The sequence below is a fragment of the Fictibacillus sp. B-59209 genome (genome assembly GCF_036216745.1).
GTDB lineage: Bacteria > Bacillota > Bacilli > Bacillales > Fictibacillaceae > Fictibacillus_C > Fictibacillus_C marinisediminis.
Genome location: NZ_JARMMC010000008.1, coordinates 308,602 through 325,739 on the forward strand (window position 1 = coordinate 308,602; position 17,138 = coordinate 325,739).

Sequence of the window (17,138 nt, forward strand, 5' to 3'; positions counted from 1 at the left end):
CATAGAATCTAAGCAAACCAAAGAGACCAGGAGGAATGAAAAAATGGGAGAAGCTCTAGGCTTGATTGAAACAAAGGGCCTTGTCGGGGCAATTGAGGCAGCAGATGCAATGGTAAAAGCTGCAAACGTCGAGATCTGCGGTTATGAAAAAGTAGGCTTCGGACTTGTTACAGTTATGGTCAGAGGAGATGTTGGAGCAGTAAAGGCTGCGACAGATGCAGGCGCCAGTGCGGCAAGCCGAGTGGGGGAACTCGTATCCGTTCATGTGATCCCGCGGCCTCATAGTGAAATCGAAAGAGCAATGCTTTCTAAAGGAGAGTAATCGTGCATGACGCCAGGCAGAGCGCTCTGGTCAGGAATACATTGCTGCACATGCTTTGTCCGCCAGGAGAAAAAGTTCCCTATGTGCTCTCCCTGCTAACCTATCATTTTACAGGGATGGAAGAAGGGCTCGCCCTACTCCGTGAAGCAGGAAAAAGCAAGATCAGGCTGGAAGTGTTCACAGAAAAAATCCTGTTCCGCCATTTCACGAAAGAACATCTTGCTGGGGAAAGCAATCATGATGCCTGGTATCTCAGTTCAAGTCTGACTGAGGATAAGCTGCGAATGGCCGATTGTATCCTTATTCCTGTACTCTCTTTTTCTCTTGCAGGCGATCTTTTGCGATTTAACGACCAGCGGGAATTTGTCCGTATCATCCTGCAAGCATTATTAAGCGGTAAAAAAGTTGCTGCCCTGCCTTATGGCAACGATCCTTTTCATGAGGTATTTCGCAGTAAGGAACTGGATCGAGGATCAGAATACTTGAAAACAGAGCTGCACAAAACACTGTTTCAGTTGAAGAAGCTTGGTGTTACATTGCTGAGAGATGGGGAAGGCCTTGCCTCCTGGCTGAACGATAGCAGCCAAAAGCAGTCTGTCATCTCAGAGGCAGATATCCTGTCTGCAGCAAAAGCACAGAAGAAGTTGCTGATTGCGGAAGAACATGCCATTATCACACCGCTGGCGCGGGATGCAGCAAAACAATATGGTATAAAAATCAGCAGGCAGTAAGGAGCGGACGACATGCAAATGGGTTTAGTTATTGGACGGGTAACAGCAACCAGAAAAGATGAAAAGCTGATAGGTACGAAACTGCTGATCACCCAGCCGATCGGTATCAGTGAATCTCCTCAGCAAATGCCGATCATCGCTGTTGATACGGTGGGGGCGGGAGTAGGAGAAAAAGTTTTATATGTCACAGGCAGTATGGCTTCACGGGCAGCAGCTGACAAAGATGCCCCAATAGATGCAGCAATCGTAGGAATTATTGATAGCCTGGATTGGGAAAGGTCAGGAGGTTGAATTCATGGATACAAAAGGTATTAAAGAAGCCATCCAGTGGCGGAAACTCATTGATGTGCTGCTTGATGCCAATCAATTTGCAGATACCGTATTAAAAGGCGGACAATTTATCAATGTCATTACCCGTGAGATCTATCAGGCCGATGTGGCTATAAAAGGGGAATATATCCTGATGGCAGGGGACTGCGAAAGACTGATTGGTCCTTCCACAAAGGTTGAAAATGTCGCCGGCCGCTATATTTGTCCTGGTTTTATTGATTCGCATATGCATTTTGAAAGCGCAATGCTTACGGTTACTGAATTTTCCAAGCTGTCCATTCCTACAGGAACGACAACACTTGTTGCGGATCCCCATGAGATTGGTAATGTCCTCGGTGTCCATGGCATGCAGGAGATGGTCAGGGAGGCAAAGACGCTTCCTAACAACGTATATTTTACAGTGCCATGCCTGACTCCAGATGCACCGGGATTGGAGACGGCCGGCCAGGATATCACATCAGCGGATATGAAGGAACTGTTAAACGATCCTCATGTCCAGGGAATTGGTGAAATACAGGGGTTCAGCAATGTCAGGCCTGTGTTTGAGAACGCCCCTGAATTGATAGACGATTTGATTGCTTCGGTCTCTTATGCCAAAAGCATCGGCAAAACGATCGAGGGAAATGCCCCGGCCTTGTTTGGAGAAGAGCTCGCCGCTCATATTATCAGCGGAGGTACCCATGTATCCTGCCATGAGACAACAACGAAAGAAGAAATGGTGGAGAAACTTCGCTACGGAGTAAGTGTGTTTATGCGGGAGGGTTCATCTCAGCGGAATATGGCCGAGTGCATTCGGGCGATCACTGAAGAAGGCATGGATTCGAGGCGGGCCATCCTTGTTTCGGATGATATGGTGCCGGAAGACTTAATGAATTCCGGTCATATGGATGATATCGTCAGAAGGACGATTGCCCAGGGGATTGATCCGGTTGAAGCGATTCAGATGGTGACGATCAATCCGGCGACTCACTTCGGCTTCAGGGATATCGGGGTACTGACACCAGGTAAGCGCGCAGACATCGCTGTAATCAGTGATCTTATTAACATGACGGTTGACCAAGTGTATCTTAGCGGCAAAAAGGCGGCACAACAGAATAAACTGACGACAGATATTCCCTCCTATACGTATCCTGAAAGTGTGAAGTGTTCTGTGAAAAGGAAACCGGTAAAAGCACAAGATCTAGTGCTAGCGTCGCAAGCCTCAAGCGCAAAGGTAAGAGCGATCGAAGTGATACCCGATCAAAATCTTACAGGTGCCCGTGAATTTGAACTGAAAATAAAAGACGGCATCATTCAGCCTTGCCTTCAGCAGGATGTTCTTCCGCTCCTGGTGATCGAACGGCACGGCAGAAGCGGAAGAATCGGGAAAACATTTCTACATGGATTTAAGCTGAAAAGAGGCGCGATAGCAGAAAGCGTCGCCCATGACACACATAACATCATCGTGACCGGTACTAACTATGAAGACATGGTTACAGCAGTCAACCGGGTTATTGCTATGAATGGCGGCCTGGCGCTAATCCTTGACGGAAAAGTAGTTGGGGATATGGCACTCAATATAGGCGGGCTGATGACCGATGAGATGACAGGCGTGGAGGTCAGTGAAAAGATTACAGAACTTCACAGGCTCGCCCAAGAAGAATTGGGATGCGGGATCCACGTGCCCTTTATGCATTTATCTTTTCTCTCACTCGTTACAAGCCCTGAGTGGAAGATTACCGACATGGGACTTATTGATGTCGACCGCTTCCAAGTTATTCCAACAGTATTGTAAGGAGGGTGTTTATGGGTGTGAAACTTGTAGACTTGTCACAGGAAATCTATCAGGGTATGCCTGTTTTTCCGCTGCATCAAAAGACAATGATCTTTCCAAACATATCTCATGAAGAAAGCATGAAGAAGATCGGATTTCCGTTCGCGACCAACAATCTTTTGATCAATGAACACGGCCCTACCCACAGCGATGCCACGTATGAGTATGACCCCAATGGAAAATTCATCGATGAGATGCCGCTGGAATTCTTTTACGGGCCCGCCGTATGTCTGGACTTGTCTCATGTTCATCCAGAAGAGTATATTACTCCGCAGGAGCTGGAAAACGCGCTGGACGCTTCCGGCCAGATTTTGCAAAAAGGAGACATCTGCCTGTTATATACTGGCCACTACAACAGAGCTTATGGGACGGAGGAATGGCTGACACGCTATTCCGGTTTAGATTACAGCGGAGCACGGTGGCTTGCTGAAAAAGGAGTAGTCAATATCGGGATCGATTCCCCGGCTATCGATAACCCGCTTGATCCGGATTACTCCGGCCATCTGATCTGCAAGGAATTTGGCATAACCAATACTGAAAATCTATGCAATCTTGATCAGGTTGCCGGTATGCGTTTTCTGTATTTCGGACTGCCGTTGAGAATACGAAAAGGGACGGGATCCCCAGTTCGAGCGGTTGCAGTATTCATTGAATAAGGGGGAGAAGTATGCCGATCGATCACAAATACCGTATTAAAGAAGAAATTATTATTCCGCCGTATGAAGCAAGAAGCATGCTTGTAAAAGCAGGGGAAGAACTCGTGATTATTGACATGGAAGGAAAACAGGTCGGTGACTTTGTCTGTTTTTCTCTCAAGGATCATAACGAACATGTCTCACCCGTCCACATGAGGGCAAGCTTAAGCAGCATCCGCCTGAAAGAAGGAGATTTTCTTTACAGCAACCGGCGCCGGCCGCTCATGCAGCTTTTGCAGGACACGGTAGGAAAGCACGATTTCTTTTTTCCGGCATGCGATTATTACCGATATAAAGTAGATTTCCATCTTGAAGATCATCCGAACTGCCATGATAATCTTAATAGAGCATTAGAAACCTATTCTTTAGGTCATCTGCCTGTCCCGGATCCAATCAACTGGTTCATGAACAATGTGCTTGATGAAGAAGGCGACTATGTGATCGCAGAGCCGCTGTCGAAGCCGGGGGATTTCGTTCGTTTAAAGGCGCTGGAGGATGTGGTGATCGCCTGTTCCACGTGTTCGCAGGACATGGCACCCGTAAACGGCTTTTCGGTTACTTCTTTAAAGCTGCAAGTTTTAAATAAAACGCGCTGATAGAAAACTAGAAAGATTTCATATAGTTTCGATAATATGGATCGAAAGTATCTACCGGAGAACCTTAAATTCTCCATGCTATGAAATCGTTCTTTTCTTTTCTGTTATAAAGAAAAGGAGGATATCCATGCCATCGATACTTATAAAAAATGCAGAAATTGTAACGATGAATGCACAGGAAGAGATCGTTCAAGGAGATCTTTACATTGAAAACAACCGCATAACTGATATTGGCTTAAGCCTTGATTATCAGGCGGATAAAACCATAGATGCTACAAACAGAACCATCATCCCCGGGTTTATTCAAACGCATATCCATCTGTGCCAATCCTTGTTCAGAGGACAAGCAGATGATCTGGAACTAATGGATTGGCTGAAACAGAAAATCTGGCCGCTCGAAGCATCCCATGATGAAGAATCCCTTTATTATTCGGCCATGCTTGGAATTGGAGAACTGATTCAGAGCGGTACCACTACGATCGTGGATATGGAGACCGTTAATCATACGGATTTTGCGTTTCAGGCTATTGCGAAGGGCGGTATTCGTGCACTTTCCGGTAAAGTGATGATGGATAAAGGGGAAGAAGTTCCAATCGGATTGCAGGAGAGCACGTCAAAATCTCTTCAGCAAAGCGTCGACCTGCTTGAGAAGTGGCATGGAAAAGAGAATGGAAGGATACAATATGCCTTCTGTCCACGCTTTGTGGTTTCCTGTACGGAGGAGCTGCTTACCGAAGTTCAGAAACTTTCAGGCCGCCATGGTGTTTGTGTTCACACCCATGCAGCGGAAAATCGTGGTGAGATCGCACTGGTAGAACAGGAAACCGGAATGCGTAATGTGGTTTATCTTGACCATATCGGGCTTGCCAATGAGAGGCTGATTCTGGCACATTGTGTTTGGCTTGATGATGAGGAAAAGAACATTATAAAAAAGCGGAAGGTGAAAGTAAGCCATTGTCCAGGGTCAAACCTGAAGCTTTCCTCAGGAATCGCCGAAGTGCCAGACATGCTGCAGCAAGGAATTCATCTCAGCTTGGGTGCAGACGGTGCACCCTGTAATAACAATTTGGACATGTTGAATGAAATGAGGCTTGCAGCGCTGATTCAAAAGCCAGTCCATGGGCCTACAGCCATGAATGCTAAAACCGTATTCCGGATGGCGACCATCGGAGGAGCCCGGGCAGTAGGAATGGATCATGAGATCGGCAGCCTTGAGGTTGGAAAAAAGGCGGATCTTGCTATTTTAAACCTGAATGATTTTCATATGTATCCCTCTTATGGTGTAGATACGATCTCTCGTATCGTCTATTCGGCCACTCGGGCCGACGTCGAAACGACGATTATTGATGGAGAAATGGTGATGGAGAACCGCATATTGAAGAACATGGATAAGAATGTGGTCCTTCACGAAACGAATAGATGCATCGGCCGTCTGATGAAACGGATTGAAGCCGCTTTTATGTAAACAAGAAAAAGCACGCGGAACATTGCTCCGTGTGCTTTCATCCATGTTTTAAGGAAGGTACCTTCTTGCCCCTGCAAATTCCTGTGCGTAAATCCCTTCAATTTTATCAATTCTTACAGTTGTGCTTGAGTTTGGAGAATGGATCATCATGCCGTCACCTGCATACATTCCTACATGGTGAACGCTTCCTTTTCCTGAATTATAGGCGAAGAAGAGAAGATCTCCCTTTTTCAAGTCTTCTTTTGCAACGGGTGTACCAGCTCGGGATTGGGGTCCAGAATCCCGTGGGATTGTAATTCCTGCTGCTTTATAGAGCGTATGGGTAAATCCGGAGCAGTCGAATCCAAATCCGGAAGCACCGGCCCATAAATAAGGCAGCCCCAGGAATTTCTTGCCTTCATTTACAAGGTCCTCACCGGTTGGTACCGGAATTGAGTCTTCTGAGAGATAGACTTGAACATCCTTGCGATCAAGATATCTTGTCTTTCCTTCTGGTGTAAGCACGCCAACAGAGGAACCTTTTATTTTGTGAACAGGCAGCCTGGTATTGTAGCTTAATTCAAGATCATTATGCTTCAATGATTTTTCCTTGTACAGCCATGCTGTTGGACTTTTGATCAAGGCGAAAGGCTTGTTCTCTTCTTTGGCAAATTTTTTGTTGTACACCAGCTGTGATTTTGGCATCCAGCCTGGGTATCCTGCTTCGAGTCGAGGGGTTGGCTGACCATCAACAGCTACTTTTACCCAGTCTCCCTGCTCGTCCGTTATCGTTACCTTGTTTCCGTATAATGCTTGGGTTTCCAGAGGTCCAACAAGCCAAAGCTTCTCTTCATAGGTCATACTCGTCGTCCATTTTCTTAGATCTACGGGGTTGCTTAAGGATGGCTCATCTAAAGGCCTTGTTTCTGCCGGTTTCGTCCACAATGTCGCAGCAGCAACATCTACATAGGCCGTGGCAGGTGATAAATCATGTGACTGGGAAGGTTTGGCGGCCTGTGCCGTACCGGCAAACATTGAGAAAACCAGACCGGCAGTTAAAACCGTACCTGTCCATTTTTTTATGTACTTCATATTCTTGCTCCTCCTTTAGTTTGATAATAAAAAGTTCCGTTTAAGCCGTTTTGTTTCCTTTTTATGAAGAAAATTTCGTTCAAAAGTCATTAAACTGATTTAAGGGTACTGGGAGAATGGTCACTATAATGGCTGCCGAAAACATAGCTCTTCAGTAAAAAAGGCAGGTATTAAAAAATCCCTGCATCCCAAGGATTATTTATGGTAAGAGATATTTATTTTCAGGCTGTCAGCAAGGATTTTAAAAGGATATGGAGCGAAAAAAAGAATTTCGTTGGTCTTTTTATTCATACTGAGGATGGTTTCTCCGACACCTGTAGCTGTAGTTCGAAATGCCAAAATGTCTTGAAAGTGTTCAATCTGTTTTGCTAAACCTTCTTCGACGGCTGACTGTAATAACTGGACAACTGTATGAAAATCATCTGGATGGATGAGAGTTTGATCGCCTTTACCTATCAGGTTTACTGTAACTTGTTTTTTTTCTGTTTTCATACATTTTCCTTTCGTGGAATCTGTTCTATACTAAGTATAATGGGACATAGGTAATTTAAATAGTATGTACTTTTAAGATAGATAGTTACATTTTTGATACTATGAAAAACTAACTGTAGCAGGGGGATTGGGTTTAATGAAGGAAAGGAAGAAAAAATATTTTCATCCTATTGAGGTAACGTTGGATGTGGTTTGCGGGAAATGGAAAGGCGTAATTCTTTGTCTGCTTCAGGAGAAAGACTTTCGCTTTGGGGAATTAAAGGCGAAGCTTTTTGCTGTCACGCCGAAAGTGCTGACGCAACAGCTCCGGGAACTGGAAGAAGACGGGCTGATCACAAGAACCGTATATCCCCAGGTGCCTCCAAAGGTGGTTTATTCCCTTACACCATACGGTAAAGATCTTGAGGAGACTTTGCGTATGATGGAAAATTGGGGGAAAACTCATCAGGAAAAAGTAGGACATGAGTTTGAAGAAGAAATCAGTGAGGCAGGTTTATCTTAAATTAAGCGCTTCTAAACTCTGCCGAGATCAGTTCATGGCTTGTTTCTAATAAGCAGGCAAAAATCTTTCCGATTGAGCTTGTAATGGATAGTCCAATATCTGTAACACAGCTAGATGGATATCCTTACACGTTAAGCAGCAGCAAAAAAGCGTCAGCAGATGGCTAAAGCCGGACTGACGCTTTTTCTTATTCCACAATGCCGCCTTGGGTGACTCGAATGTTAACTTTAATATGGACAGGGACATCAGGGTATTTTGTTTCCCAGTCTTTAAAATTGAAATGCCTGGACTGGCTTCTGGCTCTGTCTCCTAATCCGAGAGGATCAATCTCATCTTTCTGAAACCTCCTTACCATCGCTTTGGCTTGATGTTCGGTTTGCTTTTTGATTGTTTTTTCGATCATATCAATGGTTTTTTTCTGATAAAGCGGAGTGCCGGCTGCATCGTTGATTTTGCCGGTGATATGAATTTTCATGTTTATCACCGGATTTGTATTGCCATGATCGATATCATAATTTACCGTGGAGTTCAGGTTTTCAAGGTTAAGATAATTGTTTTTTCCAAATTTGAATTCATGGGATCCCTGCTGGAAATTTTGGTACATGAGCTTGAAAATAAAGGCATCGTTAAAGCTGATATGATCAACGTATTTGGAATGATCAAACAACGCAACACCGGCGATCCGAATATGGCCATGTTTCATATCGATCAGCGGCATAAAAGGATCACTGCCTTTTCCGTAATAGCTGTAGTTAAAGTGGTGAAAGTTTGCCCTAGGGAGTGTCAGCTCCATATTTTGTTCGATCATTCGTTTTAAATAAACGGGAACGATTTCTCCAACCGGGTACTGCTTGTTTAATATGTCCTTTGTTTTTCCTTTTGCAACAGCCACATAAATATTTCTTCCCACTGAAGGATCCCGCTGCAGGGAATCAATAATTTTTGTAATTCCGCGGCTCGCAAGCTCTTCATTAAACAAGATGACCGCAACTCGGCCCGTCGCAAAAGGCCGAGGTGATTCTGCTTGAAGGACCTGTCGAATGTTTTTACTCGAATGCGATTTTTCAGAAAAAGTTATGCTCGATAAAGTCGCCTGCTGAGTTCCTCCGGTTGTAATAGGAACAGCTACAGTAGCTTCAAATTTCTTTCCATCAACATAATCATACCCGACCACTCCGATGAGCTGAATATCCTCCAGTACTTGTTTTTGTGGAGTACAACCAGCAGCAAGCAGAAGCACAATTAAAAATACAAGTTTGATCTTATTCATTTTTTCGTTGCCTCACTTTGTAAATCAGCAACTGAAGCAGGAAGAGAAGTGGAATGTAAAAATAAATGAAATAATAACCTACTATAGAAACCCAATTGTTCAGCTGGTCAATCTGCTGACGATCTTTAAATAATAATGTTCCGATAAATACAAGAATGACGATGATGATTAGAGAGTGTTTTTGTTTTACGGAAAATAGCCGTTTGCCTCCCCGTGTCACACACCAGATAGCGATACATATGTTTGGCAGGACAATAAACAGCCACATCGAGATTCCGATATATTCAAAACGCTCAACAAAAGGGAATTCAACGATTTTCCAGATTGTAAGTGTAGCCCAGATCGTATGCTTTAATTGGCCTTGACTGTAGTAGGAAAACGATACTACCGCTGTAATGGTATAAATGACGATCGTGAATAATACGCCCCATTGAGACCATTTGTGGGAGGTCTCGGGATTTTTGATAAAAGGATAATAAAAGAAAAGCATTTCAAAGCCCAGGTAATTAAGGGTCATTGCCTTCGTACCGACAAAATAGTCGATCAGCGAGTGATCAAACAAAGGAAGAATATTATAGATATGAGCATCCTTTATCGCAAAGAATTTTAAAAAGACGAGAGGGGTTCCAATCAGCACACTAAAGAATGCGACAGCTGTTATCATCCTGAATCCGCCGCTGACAAAATAATAGACCAGCAGCGAAAAAATAAACGAGATTCCCCATGTGTTGATGTGGGGAAACATCCAAACTTGAATGACCTCTATATACGTTCTCAGGACAGTGAGCGCCAAAAGTGCAGAATAAATCATGAATATAGAACTTAATAGACCGCCTATCCATTTGCCAAGCACATCATTATGAACGGCGATAATGTCCCCATCGCTGCGTTTTAACATCTTATAGATCATCCAGACAAGTAGATGGATCAGTATGCCGCTGAAAATCACAGTCATCCATGCATCATGGCCCGCGGATTTGGCGATGTATCGCTGAAACCCCAAAACCCCGACACCAATCTGCATGGTGGATACAAGGTAAAAGGTAAAATAGGGAGATACCTGTTTATTTTCTGGCGGATGGATGTTCATGTTCTTCACCTTCGTTCTGTTGAATTATTCTTCAATGTCGTTCTTTTGATTCGCTCTTTCATAATTTATTCGTGCCGGATCTGCAGGCCTCATTTGCATGGGACGCGATTTCTGGAGGTTGAATGGCAGGCGGATGAATGCATCTTTAAGATCAACCATCCTTAAAGGATAAAGGGGAGCCATATAGGGCCTGCCAAGCGAGGTAAGTCGAAGCATATGGCCCATTACAAAGGCAAAACAGATGGAAACTCCAAGCAGTCCCCAAAATTGTGCAAAGACCAGAAAAGGAAAGCGGATCAGGCGGATCGTGTTGCTCATCTGATAAACTGGCGTCGTAAAGGAGGCCAGTGCAGCAAGGGCAACGATGATTAATAGAACGTTGCTCGTTAATCCGGCCTGTACCGCAGCGGTTCCAATAACGATACCGCCAACGATACCGATGGTCTGCCCGACTTTGGAAGGGAGGCGTGCCCCGGCTTCACGAAGCAATTCGATGGATAACTCCAAGATGATCGCTTCTACGATCGGCGGAAACGGTATGCCGGAGCGGGAAGCTATCAAAGTACCAAGAAGATCGGTTGGGATCATTTCATAGTGAAACGTGAGAACAGCAACGTAAAGTGGTGTGGACAGCACGGAAAACAGAACTCCCAGCAAACGGAGCATCCGGAAAACGGAAGCGACATGCCATGACAGGAAGTAATCTTCAAAGGCCGAGAAAAATTCTACAAGCGTAGTAGGGCCTGTCAGAGCACTCGGTGAACCATCAACGAGTAAAGCAACTTTTCCTTCGGCTAAAACAGCTGCCACACGGTCAGGACGCTCTGTGTTGATCAACTGGGGAAATGGAGAATTCTGGTTGTCTGATATCATCTGAAGAACATAGCTACTGTCTAAAATGTGATCGTATTCAATGTCCGAAACCCGCTGCAACAGGGTGTTAACATTCTCCTGGCTGGCTATGCCGTCAATATAAAGAATCGTTACCCTTGTTTTCGAGAGCTTTCCTACTTTGACTTCTTTTACATGAAGTTCAGGGATTGGCAGTCTTTTTCGAATCATATTGATGTTGACTTCAATCGCCTCAACAAACGCTTCCTTCGGCCCTACAACGCTGAATTCAGTTTCAGGAACAGAGATCTGGCGCTTCTCAGCAGTTGCCGCAGGAACTAACAGACAGTCGGCCTTTTTAGGGTCTGGCTGCACCATTATCGAACCGGTTAATACACTATCTTTTATTTTTTGAATATCCTTAGTATGCTCGATGTTCTCCACCGGGATTTCTGAAGCCAGCTGTTTGAGAGACATTGATGAACAGCGGGTCAAATAGGGTATTAAATCACGATGAACAAGATCCGGGTTTACCATACTTTTGTAATAGGAAATGGTAAATGGATGCTGATCGCTTTTTGTAAAGGATACAAAGTCTTGTGAAGCCTTGCATTTATCCAGTAATTGTTTAATGGTAAGCTGGCTTCCACTTTGTCCGGAAGGCTTACTCGCTGCTTTTTCTTTTTTCTTCTGCCGTTTACCGAACATAGCTGCCTCCATCCAAGAGTAGATTCATGTGTTTATTTGTATATCATTCCAATAGATGATGTCTCTATTCAATTTCGGCATAAGAAAAAGCACCCTGGAAAAGGGTGCTGATCATTTAAAATAATCCTTATCAAAGACATAGTATTTGGCGAGTGCAAGAATCTCACGTACATGTACCTGAGGGGTGACGGACAATGGGACAGAAGATCCTTGTCCGAATGCTTTTAAACCCAATCCTTCTGCCAGGCATTTCGAACGGTGGAGATGAAAATCACTGGAGATGATCAGCACTCGCTGGTGTTTTCCGGCAGGTAGATATTTTTTCATCAGATTTCTTGAGAACTTTATATTTTCATAAGTGCTTGTTGCTTTGTTTTCATAAACAATCGAGGTTGAAGGAACTCCTTTGTTTTTTAAATACCTCCCCATGACTTCTGCTTCTGTCTTACTCTCGCCGACGGTCAGTCCTCCGCTTACGGCAGCTTTAACACCGGGATGTTTGTGAAGGTACAATGCGGCTTTGTTCAGCCGCTCTTTCAGCACTCTTGAAGGCGTACCATCCTTGATCCCGGCTCCTAAAATGAGTACATAATCAATATTTGCGGGATGTTCATCTTTGATGGAAGTAAGAATCAGCCCTTCAAGCAGCATGGCAATAATCAGGGCAATGGATACCGTTGAAACTGTGAAAATCCGGAATTTCTTGTTTTTTCTCCACTGCTTTTTGAGTGGATGGAAGACAATAGCTATTGCCAGTAACAAGAGAGAAACGAACAGTATAGCGAGAGCGCCAGTGTCTAATCTGGTGATCGCTATCACGAAAAAAGAATAGATGATTCCGATCAAGCTGATAAGAAAAAATAGTAATCGCATAATAACTCCTGATTTTTTGTGGTAAGTTATAGCCGTTGTTTCATTAAGACACGGAAGAAAGCTTCAGTTCCTCAACTAATAGAGGAACTAATGCTGGATCCCACTGTGTACCCTTGCCGTCAAGCAGAATGGCGACTGCCTTGTCTCTGCTCATGCCTTTCCGATAAGGCCGGTCTGATGTCATGGCGTCATAAGCGTCTGCTACTGCAATTATCCTTCCGAAGAAGGGAATGTCATCACCAGAAAGCCCTTCTGGATAGCCTTTTCCATCATAGCGTTCATGATGGTATTTCACGCCGGGAAGAAGTGGCTCCATAGCTTCCTTCGGCTGAACCTGAGATAAGATTGAAAAACCAACCACCGGATGTTTTTTAATGTAGCTGAACTCGATATCGTCCAATTTTCCGTCTTTTAATAGAATATGATCGGGGATACCAATTTTTCCAATGTCATGGAGGAGGGCTGCTTTTTTTAGTGTAGATAGTTCATCCATACTAAGGCCTGCTTTCTCACCAATCTGAACCGAATACTCGGCAACCCGCTGTGAATGTCCGGCAGTATACGGGTCACGTGCATCCATTGTGGCTGCCATGACGGCAAAAAAGCTGTCCAGAAGCTGGTGGTTCATTTCTTCCCGGTCGCGGATGGAAGAACTCATATGATTAAACCCTGAAACAAGCCTTGAAAATTCATCAGAATACGTGTTGTCCAGCAAAAATTGGCTGTTTCCAAGCTGTACTTCTTCCATGGCCGTTTGAAGGTTCTTCATCGGAGCGAGCAAATCTTTGTAGATCAGGTACGTCCCGAAAAAAGCAAAAAGCATGCCAAGCAACAGAATGAAGATCGCCCAGCTCCAGTATGACCTCGTGATGGAGGCTGCCTGTTCATATAATTTGACCTGGTTGGCAAGAGCGAACAAGAGTACAGGAAATGTTCCAATAAAAATGGTGCTTAGCTGAATTTTTCGCTGAATCGAAACAAACACTCTGTTGTTTTGGGACAGAGAATCTCCGTGCAGTTCGACCGCCCGATTCCTGAGTTCTTCAATGATCGGTTTCACGGCACTCGTTGTTAAATAAAATTCAACAATGGCATGCATTCCAGCTACGATAACGGCCCCCAGACCGCCCATGAACAGGTACATATAGGGCATGTTGAGAAAACCAAAGTAAATGGCTGCGGTCACTAAAATGATTGCTGGAACTGATAGTCCAAGAAAGTGAGGCCCCATGATCCGTTTTACCGTCAGCAAAGGAAAACGGTGAGCTTGAACAAATCCGTTCGTCAACGTGCGGATCGATGGGTTCGATTTGTAAAACGCCCGGTAGATCGGCTTGATGTGACGGGAGAAAGCACGGTATTCAATAAAACACATGATGAAAAAAGACAAAGCTAGGATCCCTGAGATCATCCATTTTTCAAAGGTAGAAAAGTGGAGAGTCGAAAAGACAAAAAAACCCCCAACTCCAATGACTGCGATAAGTGATCCTATGAGATAATTTCTTAGAAGCATTCTTTGAAAATGACGATAAAAGTCCATTTCACACCTCTTTCCAAAGGACTTAAGTCACTATATCTAGAATAACATTGATAACAATGGTAAAAAAGTCTAATTTTGTTATATTTTGAGGAAAAATGCTGGTGCCAGGCACCAAAAAATCAGGAGGGGAATTCATGGAGGAATGGACGAAAGAATCATACGTTATTTCAATGGATAAGAAGAGTCTCAATATTGATCTGATTCACGAGTATTTAACAAAGGAATCCTATTGGGCACAAGGCATTACCCGAGAAAGGGTTCAAAAAGCGGTAGATCATTCTCTTTGTTTTGGAGTCTATGAGAAGAATGGCGATGATCAGACACAGGTTGGTTTTGCGAGGATCGTAACAGATTATGTGGCGACAGCTTATGTTTGCGATGTATTTATCCTGGATCCGCATCGCGGAAAAGGACTTTCCAAATGGCTGATTGAGACGATTACTTCCCATAAAGAACTGCAGGAGGTACGAGGAATGCTTCTTGTGACAAAGGATGCCCATGGACTCTACAGCCAATACGGGTTTCAGCCGGTTGAAGCGGAGAAATATATGAAAAAAGAAATGAAAAGAGAGGAGCAGCCTCCTCGTTCTGTAATGCGCGAAAAATAAAAAGAAGACGCTGACACATACGGTTCAGCGTCTTCAGCTTATGAAAGCTTGAGAATATAGAACATAAGCATAAAATGAGAGGCACTTCCAGCTAGTACGAAGAGATGCCAGATTGCATGGTTGAAAGGGAACTTACGCCATACGTAAAAAACGGCCCCGACCGTGTACATAATTCCTCCGCCGATCAGCCAGGCAAGACCTTGCTCAGGAAGAGTGACGACCACACGGTTAAAAGCGAATATAATCAGCCACCCCATAAGAATATAGCCGATTGTTGAGAGAATGACGAAGCGCTTCGTGAAAAAGATTTTAAACGCCACACCCGCCAAGGCGATCCCCCAAACGGTTCCAAACAATGCCCAGCCAAGAGCTCCCTTTACCACAATTAATAGAATCGGTGTATAAGAACCCGCAATAAAGATATAGATGGCTGAGTGGTCCATGATCTCAAAAATATCTTTGACCTTTCCCTCAGGAAAGCTGTGAACGAGGGTTGAAGAAGTATAGAGAAGCAGCATGGATCCGCCGAAAACAGCAAAGCATGTGATGTGAAGCGGTGTCCCTTGTGCGCTGGCAAAAACAACAAGTAGGGTTAAAGCAATAATACTGAAAACCGCTCCGATGCCATGGGTGATGGCATTGATAATTTCCTCACGTTTTGTATACGTAAATGCATTCATTTTTTTCACCCCTTATATAGTATCCTGCACTAAGACCGACATTAAGTTTCACTTATTTTAACATAGAAAAAAGAGCCCATGGCAACTGAGCTCTTTTCTTCGTTATTTACATCGGTTCACTGCCGGCCTGCTGCTGAATCGGCAATGTTTTTCCTGTTGATTTCCGGTTGCTCCGTTCTTTCGTTTCAAGCCTTCTTGCGAGCAATGATAATGAATAGTTAACGAGAAAGTAGATGAATGCAATGAGTAAAAAAGTGGGAATCACGTAATTTACGTTTTTACCATTCACGATTTGCGCATTATGCAGCAGCTCAGGAAGCGAGATGACAACAGCAAGAGAGGTGTCTTTTAAAAGAGAGATAAACTGACTGACAATCGGCGGAACCATTCTTCTTAAGGCCTGAGGCAATATGATGTGCTGCATCGTCTGAATGTAGGTGAGGCCGGAGGATCGGGCAGCTTCAATCTGTCCTTTTTCGATGGAGTTTAATCCGCTTCGGACAATCTCTGATAGCATGGCAGATTCAAAGATAATAAGAGCTGATACGGCAGCCATCATAACGCTCATTTTAATGCCGACTTCAGGCAAGGCGAAAAATGTGAAAAAGATAATCAGCAGCAAAGGCAGATTCCGTATTGTTTCAACACATACGGCAACGACCTTTGATAGAACCGGTATCTTTGCATAGCGCAAGATTCCTAAGATACTACCGAAAATAAAACTGAAAACAATAGCGATGAAGGCAACGAAAAGTGTAGTCATCAAACCTTTTAGCAAAAAGAGCAGATTTCCTGCGGAATAAGCACCGATAAAATCCATTGTGCGTCTCCTCCTTATCCGCTCACAGCAAGACGCCGTTCAAGATAACCGACGAATAAGCTGAGTGGAATAGTTAGAACAAGATAGAACATCGCCACAAAAATATAGACGTCAAATACAACATACGTAGATGAAGAGATGGAATCTCCAAAGTACATTAAATCCAATCCTGCAACAACGCCAAGGATGGAAGAGTTTTTCACCAGATTAATGAACTGATTGCCAAGCGGAGGAATAACGATTTTAATGGCCTGAGGAAGTATGATGTATCTCATCGTTTGGATGTACGTCAAGCCTGATGAACGGCCAGCTTCCATTTGACCCTTATCCACGGATAAAATACCCGCGCGGATCGCTTCTGCAATAAATGCCGCTGTATAGATGGAAAGAGCAATGGTTCCCGCTTGAAAACCGCTAAGCTTCATGCCTAAACTCGGCAATCCATAATAAAAGATAAACAGGATCAAGATGAGAGGAATATTTCGGACAAATTCCACAAAAGCTGTTCCGATGATCTGAAAAATCTTTAACGGAGAGATCCGCATAACAGCGAAGATCACACCAAGAATAAAGCTGCAGACCAAAGCAAGAAGGCTTGCTTTCAGGGTGTTGACAAAGCCATCAAGATAGGTGTCAAAGTTGTCGATCAGTATGGTGAAGTCTAGCATGAATTCCCTCCTTTACGAAAGAAGGATAGATGG

19 protein-coding genes and 1 riboswitch are annotated in these 17,138 nt (G+C 44.1%); of the genes, 9 read left to right on the forward strand and 10 right to left on the reverse strand.

What is annotated here, in order from left to right; all coding sequences use genetic code 11:
- The first annotated feature begins 43 nt into the window (after nucleotides 1-43).
- The 7 genes from P4361_RS06940 to P4361_RS06970 all read left to right on the forward strand — a co-directional run bounded on the left by P4361_RS06940 (nucleotide 44) and on the right by P4361_RS06970 (nucleotide 5,952).
- Entirely contained in the window at nucleotides 44-322 is a 279-nt protein-coding gene (locus P4361_RS06940) for a BMC domain-containing protein (protein ID WP_053354942.1), read from the forward strand.
- 2 nt (nucleotides 323-324) lie between these two features.
- Nucleotides 325-1,053 (forward strand): hypothetical protein, encoded by a 729-nt coding sequence (locus tag P4361_RS06945; RefSeq protein ID WP_328088740.1) that lies wholly within the window; start codon nucleotides 325-327, stop codon nucleotides 1,051-1,053.
- 12 nt (nucleotides 1,054-1,065) lie between these two features.
- On the forward strand, nucleotides 1,066-1,344 hold the full coding sequence (locus tag P4361_RS06950) for a EutN/CcmL family microcompartment protein (RefSeq protein WP_062231093.1): 279 nt from the start codon (nucleotides 1,066-1,068) through the stop codon (nucleotides 1,342-1,344).
- A 4-nt stretch (nucleotides 1,345-1,348) separates the two neighbouring features.
- Entirely contained in the window at nucleotides 1,349-3,157 is a 1,809-nt protein-coding gene (gene ade / locus P4361_RS06955; protein ID WP_328088743.1) for an adenine deaminase, read from the forward strand.
- Between the two features lie 11 nt (nucleotides 3,158-3,168).
- On the forward strand, nucleotides 3,169-3,852 hold the full coding sequence (locus P4361_RS06960) for a cyclase family protein (protein WP_256225440.1): 684 nt from the start codon (nucleotides 3,169-3,171) through the stop codon (nucleotides 3,850-3,852).
- A gap of 11 nt (nucleotides 3,853-3,863) precedes the next feature.
- Complete coding sequence (locus tag P4361_RS06965) at nucleotides 3,864-4,487, forward strand: DUF1989 domain-containing protein (protein ID WP_256225441.1); 624 nt, start codon at nucleotides 3,864-3,866, stop codon at nucleotides 4,485-4,487.
- A riboswitch (purine riboswitch) is annotated at nucleotides 4,486-4,588 on the forward strand. (Overlaps the previous gene by 2 nt.)
- Nucleotides 4,589-4,614: 26 nt before the next feature.
- The gene (locus P4361_RS06970) at nucleotides 4,615-5,952 is read left to right on the forward strand and encodes a 5'-deoxyadenosine deaminase (protein ID WP_328088746.1); all 1,338 of its coding nucleotides are present in this window, start codon (nucleotides 4,615-4,617) and stop codon (nucleotides 5,950-5,952) included.
- A 48-nt stretch (nucleotides 5,953-6,000) separates the two neighbouring features.
- Here the strand turns inward: P4361_RS06970 and P4361_RS06975 are convergent, their stop codons facing one another.
- A complete protein-coding gene (locus tag P4361_RS06975) occupies nucleotides 6,001-7,014 on the reverse strand; it encodes an NlpC/P60 family protein (protein ID WP_375162185.1) in 1,014 nt (337 codons plus the stop codon).
- 204 nt (nucleotides 7,015-7,218) lie between these two features.
- Entirely contained in the window at nucleotides 7,219-7,515 is a 297-nt protein-coding gene (locus P4361_RS06980; protein ID WP_053354935.1) for a hypothetical protein, read from the reverse strand.
- Nucleotides 7,516-7,651: 136 nt separating this feature from the next.
- Between P4361_RS06980 and P4361_RS06985 the strand changes: the two genes are divergently transcribed.
- A complete protein-coding gene (locus P4361_RS06985; protein WP_328088748.1) occupies nucleotides 7,652-8,017 on the forward strand; it encodes a helix-turn-helix domain-containing protein in 366 nt (121 codons plus the stop codon).
- A 187-nt stretch (nucleotides 8,018-8,204) separates the two neighbouring features.
- On the opposite strand, the gene P4361_RS06990 is transcribed toward P4361_RS06985, so the two are convergent.
- The 5 genes from P4361_RS06990 to P4361_RS07010 form a co-directional block, all read right to left on the reverse strand.
- A complete protein-coding gene (locus tag P4361_RS06990) occupies nucleotides 8,205-9,287 on the reverse strand; it encodes a Ger(x)C family spore germination protein (RefSeq protein ID WP_328088749.1) in 1,083 nt (360 codons plus the stop codon).
- The gene (locus P4361_RS06995) at nucleotides 9,280-10,377 is read right to left on the reverse strand and encodes a GerAB/ArcD/ProY family transporter (RefSeq protein WP_328088750.1); all 1,098 of its coding nucleotides are present in this window, start codon (nucleotides 10,375-10,377) and stop codon (nucleotides 9,280-9,282) included. The genes P4361_RS06990 and P4361_RS06995 overlap by 8 nt, the downstream gene beginning before the upstream one ends.
- A gap of 24 nt (nucleotides 10,378-10,401) precedes the next feature.
- The gene (locus tag P4361_RS07000) at nucleotides 10,402-11,916 is read right to left on the reverse strand and encodes a spore germination protein (RefSeq protein ID WP_328088751.1); all 1,515 of its coding nucleotides are present in this window, start codon (nucleotides 11,914-11,916) and stop codon (nucleotides 10,402-10,404) included.
- Between the two features lie 111 nt (nucleotides 11,917-12,027).
- Nucleotides 12,028-12,789, reverse strand: coding sequence for a YdcF family protein (locus P4361_RS07005; protein WP_328088752.1), 762 nt, complete (start codon nucleotides 12,787-12,789; stop codon nucleotides 12,028-12,030).
- 43 nt (nucleotides 12,790-12,832) lie between these two features.
- The gene (locus tag P4361_RS07010) at nucleotides 12,833-14,329 is read right to left on the reverse strand and encodes an HD domain-containing phosphohydrolase (protein ID WP_328088753.1); all 1,497 of its coding nucleotides are present in this window, start codon (nucleotides 14,327-14,329) and stop codon (nucleotides 12,833-12,835) included.
- Nucleotides 14,330-14,463: 134 nt separating this feature from the next.
- On the opposite strand from P4361_RS07010, the gene P4361_RS07015 reads away from it, so the two are divergent.
- Complete coding sequence (locus P4361_RS07015; RefSeq protein WP_328088754.1) at nucleotides 14,464-14,937, forward strand: GNAT family N-acetyltransferase; 474 nt, start codon at nucleotides 14,464-14,466, stop codon at nucleotides 14,935-14,937.
- Between the two features lie 38 nt (nucleotides 14,938-14,975).
- On the opposite strand, the gene trhA is transcribed toward P4361_RS07015, so the two are convergent.
- The 3 genes from trhA to P4361_RS07030 all read right to left on the reverse strand — a co-directional run bounded on the left by trhA (nucleotide 14,976) and on the right by P4361_RS07030 (nucleotide 17,105).
- Nucleotides 14,976-15,617, reverse strand: a complete 642-nt coding sequence (gene trhA / locus P4361_RS07020) for a PAQR family membrane homeostasis protein TrhA (protein ID WP_053354927.1) — start codon at nucleotides 15,615-15,617, stop codon at nucleotides 14,976-14,978.
- 106 nt (nucleotides 15,618-15,723) lie between these two features.
- The gene (locus P4361_RS07025) at nucleotides 15,724-16,437 is read right to left on the reverse strand and encodes an amino acid ABC transporter permease (RefSeq protein WP_062231123.1); all 714 of its coding nucleotides are present in this window, start codon (nucleotides 16,435-16,437) and stop codon (nucleotides 15,724-15,726) included.
- Nucleotides 16,438-16,451: 14 nt separating this feature from the next.
- Nucleotides 16,452-17,105, reverse strand: coding sequence for an amino acid ABC transporter permease (locus P4361_RS07030; protein ID WP_062231126.1), 654 nt, complete (start codon nucleotides 17,103-17,105; stop codon nucleotides 16,452-16,454).
- Nucleotides 17,106-17,138: the final 33 nt, after the last annotated feature.